Raw genomic sequence first — 17,332 nt, 5'->3', positions numbered from 1 at the left:
TATACCCAAGAAAATAACATTAAAACGTAATAAACTGTAAAACATAGCCACCTACTACACCTAGGATAACAATTAACCATGCTGGTGTTTTCCATATATTTAACAAGCCAAATAGGATGACACCTAAGGCAAAGTCAGTGGTACTAAAAATAGAGCTACTGATCACTGGGTCATAAAATGCAGCTAACAAAATACCTACTACACTAGCATTTACGCCCATTAAGATTCCCTGAAACGTTGCTTGTTTACGTAATTCATTTAGAAACGGTAACGCTGCAATAATGAGTAAAAATGAAGGGAGAAAGATTGCGACCGTTGCTACAATAGCTCCAGTTACCCCTTCCATCAACGTTCCCAGGTAGCTAGAAAAAGTAAACAATGGTCCAGGTACAGCTTGTGCCATACCATATCCAGCTAAAAATTCATTGGCTGTTAGTAAGCCTGTTGGCACTACTTCGCGCTCAATCATTGGTAATACGACATGTCCCCCACCAAATACTAACGAACCAACTCTAAAAAAGGTATCAAAAATAGTAAGTAAAGGATTATCCGAGACTCTATTTAATAACGGTAATATAATAAGTAAACTTATTAAAATACCTAACGAAGTCAATCCAAGCTTTTTTGAAATATTAACCGAGAAAGGTTGAACGTTTGACTCGGCTTTATCTGTAAATAATTTCAAACCTAGTAAACCAGCACCTAAAATAATTAAAATCTGCATCCATGCAGATGGATATAATAACATGATACTAGCTGCTATTATTGCTATTGCTAATCGAGGTTTATCAGGTGTTAATTTTTTTCCTAAACCTATTATTGCGTGTAGGACAACTGCTGCAGCAACAATCTTCAAGCTGTTTATGAAACCAGCTTCATCTAAAGAAAATGTTTGATACATTAGTGCAAATATAATCAACACAATAATCGACGGTACAGTAAATCCAAACCATGAGATAAGACCTCCAAGCAAACCACCTCGCAACATGCCGATTGATATACCAACCTGACTACTAGCTGGACCAGGAAGGAATTGACAAATAGCAATGATATCCGCATATGTTCTATCATCTAACCATTTACGACGATCAATATATTCATCTTTAAAATAAGCTAGATGAGCAACTGGACCACCGAATGATGTTAACCCTAATTTTGTAGAAGTTAATAAAATTTCAATGAGTGTTTGAAATCTACTTTTTGGTTTAGACATAAATGTAACCCTCCTCTTTTTATTTAATTTCTTGAAATAACTCATAGGCTTTTTTCCATGCCTCTACTAGAATTGCATCTCCTTTATCCGTAGTTGTGTAGTATTTTCTTATTTTCCCCGTGATGTTTCTCTCTTCCTTCTGTAATAGCCCATCATACTCCATCGAGTGTAGAATCGGATAAAGTGTACCAGAACTAATGTTATAACCGTGTTCTTTCAGTTCATTTACCATCCAAACACCATAAATAGAGTGTTCCTTTGCGTGGTGTAAAATATGGATATGTATGAATCCAAGAAATAGCTTACGTAATACTTTATCTTCCATTCAATTACCTTCAATTGGTCATTATCTATTTTTGATATTGGAATTCGATATCGAAATTATACATTTTATTTTGTTAATATTTCAAGAACATTAATAAAAGCTTTACAGTATCTTTACATTTATCTATGAAAAGGTTTTGCAGAGAAAAACCTACGCGGTGCCTGTCACCACCCGAATTATGTCGAATGAAATATTACGATGCACCCTTGTAATACGAGGTGCATCGTAATACACTGGTTGTAGAAAAAGTGAGGTGAAGGTGATGGTGGATAAAGAAATGATGAAGGGAAGTATTGACCTCGTATTATTGTCTTTAATTTCGCAGCGTGATTTATACGGATATGAGATCACAAGAATTTTGAAGCATTTAAGTGATGACACCTATGAAATGAGTGAAGGGACGCTCTATTCTGCACTGAAACGGCTTGAACGGAAAGGGTGGATTGAATCTTACTGGTATGACACGGAAATTGGAAGACGAAAATATTACCGGCTGACAGAAAAAGGTGGGGAAGAACTGAAACGAAAGCAAGAAAATTGGAAGATGGTTGAATCACTTGTACAAAAGAGCTCGGAGGAATTAACATGACTGATCAGTTTAAACGGGTTGTGGAGCGGACTGTTCAGCAAATTGAAGGCAACGGGCAGGAGAAGGATGATCTATACGAAGAATTAATGATTCATTTGGAAATGTCTAAGGAGCAGCACATGAAGGAAGGATTATCCGAGAAAGAGGCTGAGATAAAGGCGATGGAAGCCTTTGGGGATGAGGTATCCGTTGGGGAGCAAATTCAGCAGGCGATGTTTCCGTATCGAAAAGAAATGATGATGCTGCTTGCAGTAGGGTCGATTTTGTTTACATCTGGTGTTTATCTGGCGCAATTATTTGTTGAAGGAGATGCCTACATGTTATGGCTGGTCCTTTCTATGTCGGTAAGCACATCTCTGTTTATTTTTTCCATTCAATCTGTTGCGTTTTTAAACCGGCGACTCTGGATGAACAGTTTGCTTTTGATTCATATTGCCGTTTAATTATTTGGCACATTATTGGTGACCGGGATTACCGAAACGACCATCTCTGTACCGTTCGTTGTATTTGCACTACTGATTATTTTACTCGCTATTATTTTAATTTATCGGACGACGATTCACGATTATAAAGCGACTGATCACCCGTTACCAAAACAAGCGAAATGGCTTCATATCATAAATATTACAGCTGGTATTGGTGTCACCGGATTTATCTTATTTTTCCTGTAGAGAGCCTTGGTTTTTGCTGGAGGCTTGTCGCCAGTTATGATGATTCCATTAGTGCCACTCCTTATATGGATCAGTCTTTATATTTTACAAATGACTTTCCTGCGTAAACGTAAAAAGGGAATAGCTTATATGATTGCCGTTATTCCAGTTGCTTTTATCTTATTTACTGTTTGGAATCTATTATTTCCGTTTATCACGTCTTAACTGACAGTAAGACCCGCACTTCAAGACTTCGCGTTTCAAGGAAGTGTAAGTGAGGATTACTACCAGTAAAGTCCTGATTCGTTCAACTAAAATTCAGTAGGGGATGAAGGCCGACTAAAAACGCCACGTCAATCGCCAACGTCGGCACTAGCACGTCCTGTGCGTCGCAAAACCCCTACTGAATGAGTTTCACTTTATTGACAGGTAAGGGGGCTTTTTAGAATGAAGAAAAAGGGAATTATTTCGATTATCATTATTGTGGGATTGATCACAAGCGCCTTAATTGTGCTAGGTGTCGTTTATGATAAAGATGAGTTTGAAAAACAGCAAGGGCGCACGGCTGTTTTTGATGTGTCAGCAGATGGAACTATTGCTTATGTGTATTATGATGAGGGTCAGCCTGGCATTTATTTGGAGAATGGGACAGCTGATCTAGAACAGCCAATGTTACAACTGGAAAATGACAGGGAAATTTCAGATATTAGCTTTTAGCCAGATGGAAAAAGTCTAGCTTATAGTATCGCATACAAAGATAAGCAGGAGGATTTAAAAAGCGCTATCCATCTGTTTGATATCGGAGCAGGTGCTGATTTGGAGCTGGTTGCGGAGGAAAGCTTAGTGACTGAAATCGCGTTTGATACAAAGAATGATGATTTTATTTACTATTTAAAGGCCGGTACATTTGAAAATTATTCTCCCATTTCCAGTGCTCGACCACATGATTTTGATATCCATCATTACCAGATTTCCACCGATGAATCGAAACAGCACACGGACCGAAAAAGCTATTTGATGCAGTCTCTACAGGTGTCAACGGAAGGTAATGGAATCTATTTTGTCATGTTTGATGACGCTAATGCAGAAACGGCAGATGATATTTTTGAAGCACATCAGCGAATTTTTTACCTATCATTAGATGAATCTGATGACTTGCGTGTTGCCAGTAAAGAGGGAAAAAACGCGGATATATACGATTTTACAGTAACTCCTAATGATGAGGCATTTATTTTCCAAGCAGTCAATGGTACGGGAGAAGATGGTATATATGAATATGAGTTGTTTACCTATGATCGGGAAACAGGGACAGAGGAACTGCTGACAAATATGCGGGAACATACGAGTAATCCAGTCATTGGTCCAGATGGTGAGACTGTTTATTTTATAGTCGATAAACAATTCGGCCGGCCTAGCTCAGACTATTATTTATATAAAATGAACATGGATGGCAGTGGCATAGAAGAAGTGTCGCTTTCGATGGAATAGAAGGGGATGTTTGTAATGGATTTTATCATTTTTGTTGTGTTTTCTGGAATCGGTGCCTTCTTAACGATCGGCATGACAACCAATGAAAAGAAGTGGATCGGTGGAATTGGAGGACTGCTGGCACTTATCTTCATCGTCGTCAGTCAAATCATCAAACTGCAATCCGGATTTTTTGAGGGCCGCACAGTAGAAACGGCAGAACCTGTCGGCGAGTGGGTCGTCCCGGGCTTCCTCGTCTTAGGGATTTATTTACTGGGGATGATTAATTACCATTGGATCAAAGCTGCATGGAAAAAAGATACGTGGGGACGCTGGGGGTTGATCATCTTGGATATTCTATTTAGTCTGCTATACCTGTTGTTCGGAAGCTTTGTTTTATTTATCGTTGCGTTTACGTATTTTCCCTTTGCGCCGTAGAGGTTTGTATGGTCTGGCAGATAAGTAACTTTCTTATTGCATAAGTGCAACTAATTCTTTCACCATCAAGGCTTGGCGATAGTCAAGTTTGCTAATATTAGATTAGAATATATGTACGTGAATTAACGTAGTATACGCTCACAGTGATGGAATGGTGGTGAAGTAGATGGATAGTGTGAATCAGAAGTTGGCAACACAGCCTGTTGCAAAGGCTTTCTTTCAGTATTTTATTCCGACGCTCCTTGGCATGATGCTTATGTCGGTGAATATAGTGGTTGATGGGATTTTTGTCGGAAATGGGGTTGGCTCTGTTGCGCTGGCCAGTGTGAATATTGCGGTTCCAGTGTTTTCGGTTATTATCTCCCTTGCGCTCCTTGTTGGAATGGGTGGTGGAACACTTTATTCGATCGCCATGGGGGAAAATAATAAAACGAAAGCACGGAAAATATTTACGTTATCCATGGCACTGGTTACAGTGATCACCATTGGAATCGCAGTACTTAGCTATGTGAATTTGGAGGATCTAGCACTCTTTTTTGGGGCGAATCAGGAGACGCTGCCATATGTTTTAGATTATATGCAGATTTTGTTCATTTCATCGCTTATCTTATCCTTGGAAGCTTGTTTGAGTATTTTTGTACGGAATGATGGGGATCCACAGCTGGCTATGGTAGGCCTAGTTGTGGCAGCAATTTTGAATATTGTGCTGAATTATTGGATGATTTTTGTTTTGGAACTGGAAGTGAAGGGAGCGGCATTAGCTACTGTTATTGCAACAGCTGCTGGTCTCCTTATTTATATGGTTCACTTTTTTAAGAAGGGTTCGAATTTAAAACTTGTTAAAATTAAATGGAACTGGCAGGATGTTAAATCGATTAGTATCATCGGATTTCCTAGTTTTTTATCGGAAGCAGGGATGGGGATATTTGTCGTAGGATATAATATCGCGATGGAATATCATGTTGGTACGGATGGTCTTGCTGCTTTTTCGGTTATTAATTATTTGCATACTTTTATGTTTTTGGCGTTTATTGGGATTGCTTCTACCATTCAGCCTATGATCAGCTATTACTACGGGGCAAAGCAGGAGGAGAGCATTAAGAAGACAGTGAAAATTGCTGAACGTACCGGATTATTGCTTGGTCTCTTATTTTTGGCTGTTGGTTATTTTGGAGCAAATCAGCTTGTAGCCATATTTGGGATTGATTCTGAATCGATTGCTAATTTGTCCACTACTGGTTTGAAGTTATTTTTCCTAGGATATTTATTCATGGGGATAAATTTTATTTATATGACCTATTACCAGTCTATTGGTAATATCAAACCGTCGATTGGCATTACATTGTTTAGAGGGGTCATCTTACTCATCCTTATGTTGATTATCCTGCCGTTCTTGATTGGAACTGCGGGTATCTGGCTTGCGTTACCTGTATCTGAAGCATTGGTTGCTATCTTCTTGCTCATTTTTGCTAGAAAACATGTGATGGAAAAAACGTTCCTTTGGCATCGAATACAGGAGTAAGGGATGATGAGAAGAACTGGGAGTTTGAGCCAGTTCTTCTACTAATAAACTACTCCCGTTTGTTATCAAAAATGTAAAATCGTTTAGGAGACGAGCTTTAATCCTACCGCTGCACATAAAACTAGTGCTATAAAAATCAGTCTTCGCCAATCTCTAGATTCACCATAAAATATCATTCCGATCAGAGTACCGCCAACGACACCAATTCCTGTCCAAATGGCATAAGCTGTTCCCATAGGTAGAAATTGTAGGGAATAACCAAGTAATATGAGGCTAGATCCGAATCCAATAATTAATAAAACAACAGTTCGCCAATTCCGATTTACATGCAATTGATTAATCATTGCAACACCAAATGCTTCTAACAAGCCTGCTAAGATTAAAGAAAACCATGCCATTAGGACTCAGCTCCTTCCTCGGAATTGTTATCTGTGACTAATTTTAAACCAATAACGCCTATTAATAATATTAAAATTAAAAGTGTTTTTTTCCATTTGAATGGTTCCCCAAAGAAGAGAATTTCCGAAACAACCGTGCCAGCTGTTCCTAACCCTACAAAAACAGCATAAACCGTCCCAGCAGGAAGAACTTGCGCTGCCGTAATCATTAGATAATTACTGACGATAATAGCAATAATCGTTCCAGTCCATGTCCAAAAATCATATGCGTGTGCTAATCCAATCACCCAAAAGATTTCCAAAAAAGCTGCAACAAACACTTTCATCCAGTTTCGATTCATGTTAAAGCACCTCCAAATTAAATTCCCACCAATTAAAAAAGCCCGAGAGAAAACTAATAATTAGTTTCTCCCGGGCTTTTTTCCCTCCGTGACATAGCAGTGTGCTATGAGTTTTCTCTCGGACCAGACCAACGTAATTGTTGCGGAACCCTAGAAAACATGAATTTATGCAATTACCGTAAATTATACACATATTTAAAATTAATTCAAGGTTAGAGACGGATAAAAATTGGTAGATGATTTTGTTCATTGATTTGAAGTTACCCCAAGTCATAATCAATCCGTATTATCCAAGTTTAGGATTAAATAATAGTACGGCTCCTATTAACCAAATAAGAATATAATAAGCATCATCGAAGAATCGATCTATCTTAACCATCCTCATCGGGTTTATACTCCAAAATATCTCCAGGCTGACATTCTAAAGCCTTACAAATCGCGTCTAACGTTGATACTCGAATTGCTTTTGCCTTTCCATTTTTCAATATAGAAAGATTTGCCATTGTGATTCCCACTCTCTCTGAAAGTTCTGTTACACTCATTTTTCGTTTTGCTAACATCACATCAATATTAATGATAATTGCCATTGTCATCACCTCAGACCGTTAAGTCGTTTTCTGATTTTATATCAATCGCTTCTTGTAACAGTTTTTGGAGAACAGCAGCAAAAACTGCGATAACTGTTGGAGCAAAAATAAAGGCCATTCCGATCAATATGACACCTGGTGCATCATCTACTTCGCCAACGATATAGAAGAGTGGTAAACCACATACAAAATAATGATGGTGGTTGCACAGTTTTTAATATTCTTTAAAGCTTTTACCGAAATTTGCGAGAATGCTTTGTTCTTATCAATATAACTTAAAAGAGAAAAAGCTTGATATAAAGAACGTAAAAAGGGATCACGTAAATATACATAATGGTTAAAATGCTATACCTATAAAGCACATAAGCCATCTCTGTGCTACCTTCAGCAGCATCCTTTGCGATCAAAGGTAAAACAAATATACATAAAGCAAGTATCGGAATTCCAATAAGAATAACAGCTATTTTTAAAAAAAGTGTGGATCCCCGTTTCATTAAAACACCTCACCTAGTTATTTTTCTATCTTATTTAAACATAGTATTTATTGTTTTACGATAAAATATTATTATTTTTTATTACTTTTTTATTGTTAATATTAATGTTAGTTAAAATAAAAAGCATTTCCTGCTCCAATAATGCAGTCGGAATTTTTCATGAGACATACATCATGGAATCGAAAAGCTATGAAGCAATTTATGTGAATATGCCAGTATGTGGTCTAGCGCAAGCAACAGGACATAACCCAATAACCTCTAAGAAGAATAGTGCCACAAACCGATTGGACTTATAGATTCTGTACGTTGCCTTCAACTCAAGTGATATGAAGAGGAAGTCATGCGACGCCAGCATCAACTCGTGCGACATCAAGTAGAAGTCATGCGGGCCAGCATCAACTCGTGCGACATCAAGCAGAAGTCATGCGATGCCAGCATCAACTCGTGCGACATCAAGCAGAAGTCATGCGACGCCAGCATCAAGTCGTGACAACAAAAAAATGCCCTAAGGAAAACTCCTTAGGACATGCTTCAACTTTATTTTCATACAGCATTAGTTTGACTTTCTTCTTGATCGTCCGTATACCAGATAAATTTATTGGTATAGCCGTAAATGATAACGAGGATGATAGCTGTAAAGCTTAACCACATATATGGTAAGTATTGTAATGTTGGAACACCAAACATCGCGACCATAAATATACCGTTATCGGACCATGGCACCATACCAGAAGTCAGTGTTCCACCTACCTCGGTATTTCGAGACAGAACTCTTCGGTCAACTTTTAAGCGATCGTAATTCTTTTCCATAATTTTTGGTGTCAAAATTAACGAGACATACATCGCACAGCCGAAAACGTTTGATAAGAAAGCTGTTGCGAGGGTGGACACGGATAGACGTCCTGTATTCGTAATGAATTTGGTTAGCGAATCAACAATGACTTGTAATGCGCCAATATGATTCAATAGCCCACCAAATCCGAGGCCGAGTAAGATCACTACGATTGAGCCTAACATTCCAGTAATCCCACCACGGTTTAACAGTTCATTCAAAAATTCATTTCCTGATTCCATGGAAAACCCATTATAAGCAGTACCTAATGCTGAGATGAATTCCATATTTTGGAACAAGGCGGCCCAAATTACTCCTAATAAAGCACCAAACGTAATCGTTGGTACGGCAGGCTTTTTGATTGCTAACAAAATAATGACGACAACAGCAGGTACTAACATATACCAACTAACATTAAAGGTATCACTCATAGCCGTCATGACAGAATCTACTCTTGCTAAGTCTACCTGATCGGATGCATAGGTAAATCCCACGATCGTAAAGGCTAGCCCACTAATGACAAATGCTGGAATACTGACATACAGTAATGATTTAATATGTTCAATGATATCTACTTTCGACATGGAAGAAGACAGTACCGTACTATCCGATAATGGGGATAGTTTATCTCCAAAATAGGCACCTGATAGTACTGCACCAACCACCATTGGTAGTGGAATCCCAAGGCCTTCTCCAATTGCGACCATGGCAATACCAGCTGTTCCGGCCGTTCCCCAAGAAGTTCCTGTTGCTAAAGAGGTAATCGCACAAAGGAATAATGTAGCTAACAAAAACACACTAGGATGGATGAATTCTAAACCATAATAAATTATACTTGGTACAATTCCACCTGCAATCCACGTCCCAATCAGTGCACCAACAGCTATTAGAATTAAAACAGCATCTAAGCCATTGGAAATGCCACCTTTAAGTGCTTCTTGTAAATCATTGTATGTATACCCTAATCGTAACCCTAGTAAAATGACTATAAATAATGCTATGAATAAAGCTAATTGGATCGGTAGTTCAAAAACACTGGTGAACGAAAATGCAATCGCCAAAAACAAAACAAGTACGACGATCACTTCGAATATGTGGGGTTTTCTAACATGTTTTTCTTTACTCAATTTATTTCCCTCCCAAATTAGTATTTTAGATTTTTTAGTTGTATTATGCTACTGTTTTTTCACCTCCTTAGTTGAGCATATATGATGTCGTTTTCAAAAAATAACTAGTTTTGCACAACTTTACAAACGAAATTTCCATACAATGCCTAAAAATTACATGTATTCATAATTGTACATAAAAGGATGTTTAAAGTAAATATAAATTATCCTTTCAAATGTGAGTGAAAATGTATAAAAAGTTACAATTATGCTTAATGATAAAATATTCACAGGAGTCTCTCTATTTTATTGACACGCTATAATTTATAGTGGTAATTTTAACAAAGGGAGGCGATATGATGGGGGAAATAAAAGAAGGAACTTGGGTAGAAATAAAGAATATATTACTAAGACCAGAAGATAGATCCAATCGTTTACCGGATGATACAAAAAAGGTTTCATATGAAATGAGAGCAAGAGGATACCTTTTAGAAGATACTAATGTAAACGATCAAGCTGATATTAAAACATTGAGTGGACGAATAATTACAGGTGAGCTAGTGGAAGAGAACCCTGGTTATAATCATGGGTATGGACCTCCTGTTATGGAATTACTTGATATTGGTGAAGAAGAAAAGAAAATTCTTGAAAACAAATAACAGTTCAAGGACTTTAATTCTATCAATAGTAGGAAAGAAGGGATAGGATATGAATTCCGATCAAATGTATGAACAAGTCATGCAGCGAAAAAACAAAATTATGGAAGATTCGTTACAAATAGATTATGAGACGTTCAAGCAAGGTGCTATTGCATTTGATTATGAAAAAATGATGAGTGACTTAAGTTATTCAATAGATGAAGTAATGAACATTCAAAACGAAACACAAGTAGGTCAGACACCTTTGTGGGAATTAAAACACCTAACCAAGCTAATTCGCAAAATATCTCCTAAAGGAAAAGGTGCAACCATCGTAATGAAGGATGAAGCAGCCAACCCTTCTGGTAGTTTTAAAGACCGCCGTGCAGCCTTAGCTGTTTATGAAGCGAAACGAAAAGGGTTTAAAGGTGTTATTGCAGCTACGAGTGGGAATTATGGTGCTGCTGTAGCTAGTCAGGCAGCCAAGCAAGGGTTGAAATGCATTATTTTACAAGAAACCTTTGACAGTAAAGGGTTAGGACAGCCAGAAATTGTGGAAAAGGCGAGAAAATGTGAGGCTCTTGGTGCTGAGGTAATACAGCTATCGGTTGGGCCAGAACTTTTCTATACTGCGTTAACCATGTTGGAGGAAACTGGCTATTTTAATGCTTCTCTATACTCTCCATATGCCATTGCTGGTGTGGAATCATTAGGATATGAGCTAGCACGTCAAGTACAAGAACAATATGGGAAAGAACCTGCTGCTGTATGTGTCACACATGCAGGGGGAGGAAATGTAACAGGTACGGCTAGAGGCCTTAAAAAGTTTGGAAATAAACATTCAAAAATCGTTGGTGTTTCGGTGGATTTAAAGGGATTACATATGGCTTCAGATGAGGATTTTAATCGAAAATCATTCACAACTGGACATACTGGGTTTAGCATGCCATTTACGACAAATCCAGATCGTTCGGATGTTCCCCGAAATGCAGCACGACCATTACGTTATTTAGATCGATTTGTAACGGTTACCCAGGGTGAAGTGTTTTATGCAACGGAATTGTTAGCAAAACTGGAAGGGTTAGAAAGAGGTCCTGCTGGTAATACATCCTTAGCGGCTGCGTTAGTATTGGCACAACAATTGGATGAAGATGAAATTGTGGTTGTCCAGGAGTCCGAATATACTGGTGCAGGAAAACATCCAACCGCTCAGCTTAATTTTGCAAAGAACCAAGGAGTGACCGTGACAAAAGGCGATCCCCACGATAATAAACCAGGATCAGCAATTGTGATTCCAGAACACATTCAGCAAATGGATGTACAAGAAGTAGATATCGAACGAATCCGGAAATCGTATTTGCGTAACATATTGAATAAAGTAGATGCTAGAAACCTAGAAACAGTGGATAAAGAATTCCTATCATTAGAGGTTAATCGGGATTTGGATTATATAGAGTCCTATTTAGAAACTGAGATCACTTTTCACCATTCATAAGAAGAGGGGGAGCTTTCGTGAATATTACCGAGAATAATGTTCATTTGCTAGAAAGAGAAGAGGAAGTATTAGGTACAGGAATGAGGCTACCCTTTTTTCCACTAGTCGTCAAGGAAGCAAAAGGAGACCTTATACGTGATTTTGATGGAAATGAGTGGATTGACTTTTTATCCAGTGCATGTGTCACAAACACAGGACATGCTCATCCTGTTATTACAGAAAAGATGAAAGAACAGATCGATACATTAGTTCACTATAATCCTGCTTATGCCAGCCATGAAAACCTGATTGTATTAGCTGAAAAACTGACGCAACTCACCCCTGGGGATTTTCCGAAACGAGTAACATTTGGTTTATCTGGAAGTGATGCGAACGATACTGCAATTAAACTAGCTAGAAGTTATACGAAGAAAACAAAGATACTTGCATATTCTCGTTCTTACCATGGGAATACATATGGTGCATTAAGTGTGTCTGCTATTAGTCCACCAATGCGACGTCATATGGGACCTCTTTTACCAGATGTATACCATATCCCTTTTCCAGATGTTTATCGATCTGAATTAGATAGTGACCAAGAAAGTGATCGGTGTATTGCGGAAATTGAACATTTATTGGAAACGGTTTGTTTACCAGAAGAGACGGCAGCGATTGTGATTGAACCGATTCAAGGGGATTCAGGAGTAATTGTTCCGCCGCAACGTTATATTAATAAGTTGAAAGAGTTGTGCCGGAAACATGAAATTCTGATTATAGCGGATGAGGTCCAAACAGGTTTTGGTCGGACAGGAAGATGGTTTGCAAGTGAACATCTTGATTTAGAACCTGATTTAATTTCCTTAGGGAAAGGGATTGCATCTGGCATGCCATTAAGTGCAGTGGTTGGAAGAAGTGAGATTTTAATCTCATGGCAACCGCCTGCTGGTGCGTTTTCTTTATCTGCAAATCCAATTAGTTGTGCAGCAGCATTAGGGACAATAGAGGTGATTGAGAATGAAGGACTCGTTAGCCGATCTGAGGAAATAGGCGAACGTGTACGTGATCATTTTCGTCAGTTGCAGGAACCCTACGATATGATTGGTGATATAAGAGGAAAAGGCTTGATGCTCGGAGTTGATATTGTAGCGGATCACATGACAAAAGAGCCAAGCAATTCATTGGCAGCTAAGATTTGTTGGCGATGCTGGGAAAAAGGTGTATTTCTAACATTCTTCTCAGGCTCCGTCTTACGAATAGCACCACCTCTCACTATTTCCGAGGAAAACCTCGAAAAGGCATTACAAATTATGGCAGAAGCCTTTGAAGATGTAGCAGAAGGCCGCGTTCCTGATAGTGTACTGGATAACGTAAAAGGGTGGTAGTGCCTGTCACTACCCGAATTTTGTCGAATTTTTGAGAACTGGGGATTTGACTAATAGGTTCATTTCTAGGGAGAAAACACTAAATGGAAGAGTAATTAAGGATGCAAATCTCATTGTGATTAGCATCCTTTTTTTATCTCGCCTTAACGGGCAGTAAGACCCCATGTTTTTTTCGACGAACACAAATAGACTTAGAACATATGATGGCATTATAGTTTTGTGACATGGTAGGTGATAAAGATGGATAACTATGGTGTTCCAGAAATATTTGAATCTGAAGCACAGGGCAAGACTGCCTACATTTATCAAGATATAAAATATGTGTTGAAGGTACCAGTTGTTAATTTTATATTTAGGACAATGGCATTGTACGATAAGTTCTTTTCTGTCGCCTGGAAAGAAGTTCGGCAAAATATGTTAACCGTAAACATGGAAGAGGCGGTACAACTATTACGCTTTCCACCCATATCGATTCAACCACCAAACATAAATTGGTCCAACTATGATGAACAAACAGCAGCACAAATTAGAAACATAATTTTTACTTTTAATTACGTTAATCCAAAGCTCCTTCTTATTGTTACTGCGTGGTCAGAGAGCCTTGCCAATCGACCAATTAAAGGTGACATGAAGACGATTAAGGGATTTATAGAACCAGGGGTATTTCCATTTCTCCCCAAGATTGATCTATTGCATATCCCAGAAGCACCACCCCCTATAAAAAAATTACTACTTGACATTGCCGACGTACATCAGTCAGTTGATGTCGCTAGCGACTTTCGCGCTTTGGCCTTATATCCAGAATTTTTGGATGAAAGCTGGCAATATTTAAAACCATATGTTCGTTCGGATGAATATAAAGTCATTTCAGCCAGGCTAAGGTCTAAGGCTGCTAAGCTTGCACACCAAATGCCTTATCCAGTTAATGTTAATCGATCTTTATTAGAAAACTACTATAATGATGCGGAAATTGCAGGAATTTATGGATTAGTTTCCATGTTTAAAAGTCTTATAGCCGACCTAATTATTGATGGAGAATATTTAAGAAGAATGATTGACCCTTCAATGTGAGGATGTTGGATGGATACGGGAATTAATTCATTTTATAGACTGCCTCTTTGACAAAAATTAATGTATTAACTACCCTTTTCAGATACCTTTACAAAGGAAAGAAAACACTTCCCCCACTTTGTGAATTTTTCTAATAGTCTACTAAGAAAAGGGTCATATATTCTCTATTTTTTCTTTAAAATAAGGGCAGGAGGTTATGACCTCTAGCTCTTAATTTAGTACGACAAAATAAAACTGTAATTGAAGAAAAAGTCCCTGTTTGTTCTTTTACATTTGGCATTCTTTCTAGGAGAGTTATTAGTAAGTAAAAACAACATAACATTATTCTAATGAGAACAGTTACTGTCAAAGGAGCAATTTGAAGATGAAAAGCAGCAATGTATATTGTTATTGATCAAGGTAGTGAGGCTGGTGGGCATCAAGGCAACTTTATGAGGATCAAGAGAGTTTAATCGGTTTAATGTCACTAATCCCGCAAGTTGTTGACAAAGCAAGTTACTTCAGTTGTTTTCACTGGAGGAATAATGCATGGGTGAAGGTTAATGGCTTTTATTTGTTCAGGCGCGAAAGTGTAGTACGGAAAAATTGCATCCTCTTGTTCAAATAAAATGGTGAGTGTTCAATAAGAACTCAATTGCTTCCTATTTATATTCTAACTTACTACAAAACTTATATATCTATAAGTGCGTGTTCAAAAAGGAGGATAGAAAGGACCGAGTCGGCAAAAGTCTCAGGGGTCCTGTTGCAACGCCTCACGCTAACGTCCTGTCGAGTCTCACTGGCTAAAACCATCACGTCCTGTGACGACGCCAATACTAGCACGTCCTGTCGAGTCGAAAGTTCGAGGCGGCGAAGCTCTCGGCAGCGGAGCGTATGCAATTAATACGTGAGCACAAGGAATGCTCCCGAATCTACTTCGCACGCAGGAAAAGTGTAGTTCTTTTCCAAGGAGCGGATATGCAAGCCAACGAAGAAATTAGATGTGTCATTTTTACTGGACTTTTTGAACATCCTCTATAAAGGAAAAGATTACACAAACAGATTAAAATAAAACATTTATTGAATCGCACGTCGGGATTACATGATTTTGTTAAGGTTTAACCAAAACAGGGCAGACCAATGGTTGGTAATATGCTCCTTAATGAACCATCTTTTACTAACAGCTCTATCATATCTTTTTGAGAGTCGTCTAATTACTATTTGACTCTAGTTTTCATTGAATCTATTACTTAATGATTTATAATAACAGAGAGAGGAGGAATCAGAAGGAAATGGTAGAAGTAAGAGAAATATACCCAGGTTAGTTTATTTTACATATTTGAGTACCAATTAGGTGCATTCGACCGAGACAAGCAGTATATCGATAGATTCTAATTCAAATTTCGATGCCATCTAATTGATAAAATCTTTTTTTGTTGATAACACATAATAAAATTAGTTAGGGATGATGTAGTTGAAAAAAGTAGTCATAGGATTATTTGTTGTATTCATTGTATTAGTATCTGCAGAAATTTTTGAAGGGGGCGAAAAAGAACAAGACCCATCCCCAGAGTTAACGCTAGAAACGTATTGGGAACAATTTCAGAACAAGCAATTTGAGGAGCAATATGACTTGTTTAGTGAAGATCTACAAGCAAAAATTTCACAAGAGGAATACGTAAATCTCGCCGAAAGTAAATGGTATGAATATGATGAAGACTATAATGAAAACGATGGTGTTTGGTTAGATGATATTGGAGCGTTGACTGGTACAATTCGATTTCACGATACAACAGGAGAATATAGATGGATCAGATTTGAAGTAATTGAAACAGAAGAAGAATACTTGATAGATAATTTTGAGTTTGATTATTAAACATTTCTACATAATAGAGTTAGTTTGGTGAGGAGAATACATATGGATTTACTGTTTTTGGCAATAGGGATTGCAGTTGCTGGTTATTTTATTGGAGATGGATTGAGAAACTTTCAAAATCCTGGTGCAACTTCCTACTCATTGGAAAAATTATTCGAAGAGGAGGAACACGAGTTGATCAAAGAAAGTGATGTTCATTCCTTCATGGGTGTTTCTAAAAAAGATGCCAAAGCATTGTTACAAGAATATCCAGATGTCCCGCACATTACGTTAAATCAAGAAGTATATTATCCGAAAAAGAAATTGCGGGAGTGGTTAGAAAAAATCGGGGAGTAGGTTTTGGTGCCTGTCACTCCCCGAATTTTGTCGAATTTAGTTAGGTTGGTTTAGGTTGTGCTTATTGCTTTTGGATTGTTGATTCTTTCTTTTCACTTCTTCCACATCCGTATCGCTGTAGATATTCGTTCCCTTTCCTCCTGTAGTTTTCGCAATAAATTCTTTTGCTTCATTATAAGACAACCCAGAACGACGAGCCTGTTCTTTCAGTGCTTCTATACGTGTTCCGTTATTTTCCGTCATGAAAAAAACCTCCATTTTCGTTTGGGATTAGTTTGTGTAATAGGATTTATTTAATGAATGAATCATGATTTACTACTGGATTGGTGCCTGTCCGTGAATCAAATCAGGTCTCTAAAACGTAATAATACATAGAACAAAAGTAAGGAGTTTTAATCATGAAGCTTGTTCGAAAGTATTCCCCTATTGTCTTAGCTGCTGCATTAATGATTAGTTATATCACCCCCTGGGATTATATACAAAGGGAAACCATTGACTGGACTGGACGAGGGTTACAAGCAGTTTTTACGGTGTTTTTTTAATGTTTGTTAGATGGGCTTGGGATAGTATTGATTATAATAAAAAGAAAGAAGATGGCTAGATCGTACACACGT

23 protein-coding genes, 1 pseudogene and 1 riboswitch are annotated in these 17,332 nt (G+C 37.9%); of the genes and pseudogenes, 16 read left to right on the top strand and 8 right to left on the bottom strand.

The features are described from left to right. Nucleotides 1–19: 19 nt before the first annotated feature. Both chrA and GHC26_RS06225 read right to left on the bottom strand, forming a co-directional pair. Nucleotides 20–1,213 carry a chromate efflux transporter gene (gene chrA / locus GHC26_RS06230; RefSeq protein WP_163970399.1) on the bottom strand — a complete coding sequence of 398 codons (1,194 nt, stop codon included), beginning with the start codon at nucleotides 1,211–1,213 and terminating at the stop codon, nucleotides 20–22. Nucleotides 1,214–1,232: 19 nt separating this feature from the next. After that, entirely contained in the window at nucleotides 1,233–1,538 is a 306-nt protein-coding gene (locus tag GHC26_RS06225) for a PadR family transcriptional regulator (RefSeq protein WP_163970398.1), read from the bottom strand. 265 nt (nucleotides 1,539–1,803) lie between these two features. On the opposite strand from GHC26_RS06225, the gene GHC26_RS06220 reads away from it, so the two are divergent. The 8 genes from GHC26_RS06220 (at nucleotide 1,804) to GHC26_RS06185 (ending at nucleotide 6,204) form a co-directional block, all read left to right on the top strand. Beyond that, nucleotides 1,804–2,127: a PadR family transcriptional regulator gene (locus GHC26_RS06220; RefSeq protein WP_163970469.1), complete on the top strand. Its 324-nt coding sequence runs from the start codon at nucleotides 1,804–1,806 to the stop codon at nucleotides 2,125–2,127. Further along, nucleotides 2,124–2,570, top strand: a complete 447-nt coding sequence (locus GHC26_RS06215; RefSeq protein WP_163970397.1) for a permease prefix domain 1-containing protein — start codon at nucleotides 2,124–2,126, stop codon at nucleotides 2,568–2,570. The genes GHC26_RS06220 and GHC26_RS06215 overlap by 4 nt, the downstream gene beginning before the upstream one ends. A gap of 18 nt (nucleotides 2,571–2,588) precedes the next feature. Beyond that, entirely contained in the window at nucleotides 2,589–2,798 is a 210-nt protein-coding gene (locus GHC26_RS06210; RefSeq protein WP_163970396.1) for a hypothetical protein, read from the top strand. A 36-nt stretch (nucleotides 2,799–2,834) separates the two neighbouring features. Then, nucleotides 2,835–3,002 carry a hypothetical protein gene (locus tag GHC26_RS06205; RefSeq protein ID WP_163970395.1) on the top strand — a complete coding sequence of 56 codons (168 nt, stop codon included), beginning with the start codon at nucleotides 2,835–2,837 and terminating at the stop codon, nucleotides 3,000–3,002. Between the two features lie 222 nt (nucleotides 3,003–3,224). After that, nucleotides 3,225–3,494 carry a hypothetical protein gene (locus GHC26_RS06200; protein WP_163970394.1) on the top strand — a complete coding sequence of 90 codons (270 nt, stop codon included), beginning with the start codon at nucleotides 3,225–3,227 and terminating at the stop codon, nucleotides 3,492–3,494. Between the two features lie 126 nt (nucleotides 3,495–3,620). After that, nucleotides 3,621–4,265 carry a TolB family protein gene (locus GHC26_RS06195; protein WP_163970393.1) on the top strand — a complete coding sequence of 215 codons (645 nt, stop codon included), beginning with the start codon at nucleotides 3,621–3,623 and terminating at the stop codon, nucleotides 4,263–4,265. A gap of 15 nt (nucleotides 4,266–4,280) precedes the next feature. Next, nucleotides 4,281–4,682: a hypothetical protein gene (locus GHC26_RS06190; protein ID WP_163970392.1), complete on the top strand. Its 402-nt coding sequence runs from the start codon at nucleotides 4,281–4,283 to the stop codon at nucleotides 4,680–4,682. 166 nt (nucleotides 4,683–4,848) lie between these two features. Beyond that, complete coding sequence (locus GHC26_RS06185; RefSeq protein ID WP_163970391.1) at nucleotides 4,849–6,204, top strand: MATE family efflux transporter; 1,356 nt, start codon at nucleotides 4,849–4,851, stop codon at nucleotides 6,202–6,204. Nucleotides 6,205–6,287: 83 nt separating this feature from the next. On the opposite strand, the gene GHC26_RS06180 is transcribed toward GHC26_RS06185, so the two are convergent. The 4 genes and pseudogenes from GHC26_RS06180 to GHC26_RS06165 all read right to left on the bottom strand — a co-directional run bounded on the left by GHC26_RS06180 (nucleotide 6,288) and on the right by GHC26_RS06165 (nucleotide 8,024). Beyond that, complete coding sequence (locus tag GHC26_RS06180) at nucleotides 6,288–6,602, bottom strand: DMT family transporter (protein WP_163970390.1); 315 nt, start codon at nucleotides 6,600–6,602, stop codon at nucleotides 6,288–6,290. Further along, on the bottom strand, nucleotides 6,602–6,943 hold the full coding sequence (locus GHC26_RS06175; RefSeq protein ID WP_163970389.1) for a DMT family transporter: 342 nt from the start codon (nucleotides 6,941–6,943) through the stop codon (nucleotides 6,602–6,604). Before GHC26_RS06175 ends, GHC26_RS06180 begins: the two co-directional genes overlap by 1 nt. A 65-nt stretch (nucleotides 6,944–7,008) precedes the next feature. After that, nucleotides 7,009–7,108: riboswitch (guanidine-I (ykkC/yxkD leader) on the bottom strand. A 206-nt stretch (nucleotides 7,109–7,314) separates the two neighbouring features. After that, nucleotides 7,315–7,530, bottom strand: a complete 216-nt coding sequence (locus GHC26_RS06170) for a helix-turn-helix domain-containing protein (RefSeq protein ID WP_163970388.1) — start codon at nucleotides 7,528–7,530, stop codon at nucleotides 7,315–7,317. Nucleotides 7,531–7,540: 10 nt separating this feature from the next. Then, nucleotides 7,541–8,024, bottom strand: a pseudogene (locus GHC26_RS06165) (DUF2975 domain-containing protein). A gap of 104 nt (nucleotides 8,025–8,128) precedes the next feature. Here GHC26_RS06165 and GHC26_RS06160 point away from each other — a divergent pair. Continuing rightward, on the top strand, nucleotides 8,129–8,320 hold the full coding sequence (locus GHC26_RS06160; RefSeq protein WP_163970387.1) for a monooxygenase family protein: 192 nt from the start codon (nucleotides 8,129–8,131) through the stop codon (nucleotides 8,318–8,320). Between the two features lie 247 nt (nucleotides 8,321–8,567). On the opposite strand, the gene nhaC is transcribed toward GHC26_RS06160, so the two are convergent. Then, a complete protein-coding gene (gene nhaC / locus GHC26_RS06155) occupies nucleotides 8,568–9,983 on the bottom strand; it encodes a Na+/H+ antiporter NhaC (protein ID WP_163970386.1) in 1,416 nt (471 codons plus the stop codon). 338 nt (nucleotides 9,984–10,321) lie between these two features. On the opposite strand from nhaC, the gene ortA reads away from it, so the two are divergent. The 6 genes from ortA (at nucleotide 10,322) to GHC26_RS06125 (ending at nucleotide 16,718) form a co-directional block, all read left to right on the top strand. Continuing rightward, the gene (gene ortA / locus GHC26_RS06150; RefSeq protein ID WP_163970385.1) at nucleotides 10,322–10,621 is read left to right on the top strand and encodes a 2-amino-4-oxopentanoate thiolase subunit OrtA; all 300 of its coding nucleotides are present in this window, start codon (nucleotides 10,322–10,324) and stop codon (nucleotides 10,619–10,621) included. Between the two features lie 49 nt (nucleotides 10,622–10,670). After that, nucleotides 10,671–12,095, top strand: a complete 1,425-nt coding sequence (gene ortB, locus GHC26_RS06145; protein ID WP_163970384.1) for a 2-amino-4-oxopentanoate thiolase subunit OrtB — start codon at nucleotides 10,671–10,673, stop codon at nucleotides 12,093–12,095. A gap of 17 nt (nucleotides 12,096–12,112) precedes the next feature. Continuing rightward, nucleotides 12,113–13,456 (top strand): aminotransferase class III-fold pyridoxal phosphate-dependent enzyme, encoded by a 1,344-nt coding sequence (locus tag GHC26_RS06140; RefSeq protein ID WP_205599202.1) that lies wholly within the window; start codon nucleotides 12,113–12,115, stop codon nucleotides 13,454–13,456. A gap of 240 nt (nucleotides 13,457–13,696) precedes the next feature. Beyond that, entirely contained in the window at nucleotides 13,697–14,527 is an 831-nt protein-coding gene (locus GHC26_RS06135; RefSeq protein WP_163970383.1) for a halocarboxylic acid dehydrogenase DehI family protein, read from the top strand. A 1,453-nt stretch (nucleotides 14,528–15,980) separates the two neighbouring features. After that, nucleotides 15,981–16,382 carry a hypothetical protein gene (locus tag GHC26_RS06130; protein ID WP_163970382.1) on the top strand — a complete coding sequence of 134 codons (402 nt, stop codon included), beginning with the start codon at nucleotides 15,981–15,983 and terminating at the stop codon, nucleotides 16,380–16,382. Nucleotides 16,383–16,424: 42 nt separating this feature from the next. After that, nucleotides 16,425–16,718, top strand: coding sequence for a DNA-binding protein (locus tag GHC26_RS06125; RefSeq protein ID WP_163970381.1), 294 nt, complete (start codon nucleotides 16,425–16,427; stop codon nucleotides 16,716–16,718). 36 nt (nucleotides 16,719–16,754) lie between these two features. On the opposite strand, the gene GHC26_RS06120 is transcribed toward GHC26_RS06125, so the two are convergent. Then, nucleotides 16,755–16,961 (bottom strand): hypothetical protein, encoded by a 207-nt coding sequence (locus tag GHC26_RS06120; protein WP_205599201.1) that lies wholly within the window; start codon nucleotides 16,959–16,961, stop codon nucleotides 16,755–16,757. Between the two features lie 155 nt (nucleotides 16,962–17,116). On the opposite strand from GHC26_RS06120, the gene GHC26_RS06115 reads away from it, so the two are divergent. Next, nucleotides 17,117–17,260: a hypothetical protein gene (locus GHC26_RS06115; protein ID WP_163970379.1), complete on the top strand. Its 144-nt coding sequence runs from the start codon at nucleotides 17,117–17,119 to the stop codon at nucleotides 17,258–17,260. The last annotated feature ends 72 nt before the right edge of the window (nucleotides 17,261–17,332 follow it).

The sequence above is a fragment of the Oceanobacillus halotolerans genome (assembly GCF_010993955.1).
Lineage (GTDB): Bacteria > Bacillota > Bacilli > Bacillales > Amphibacillaceae > Oceanibacillus_A > Oceanibacillus_A halotolerans.
The sequence above is the reverse complement of the archived record's forward strand: the minus strand, read 5'-3'. Positions and strand labels throughout refer to the sequence as shown.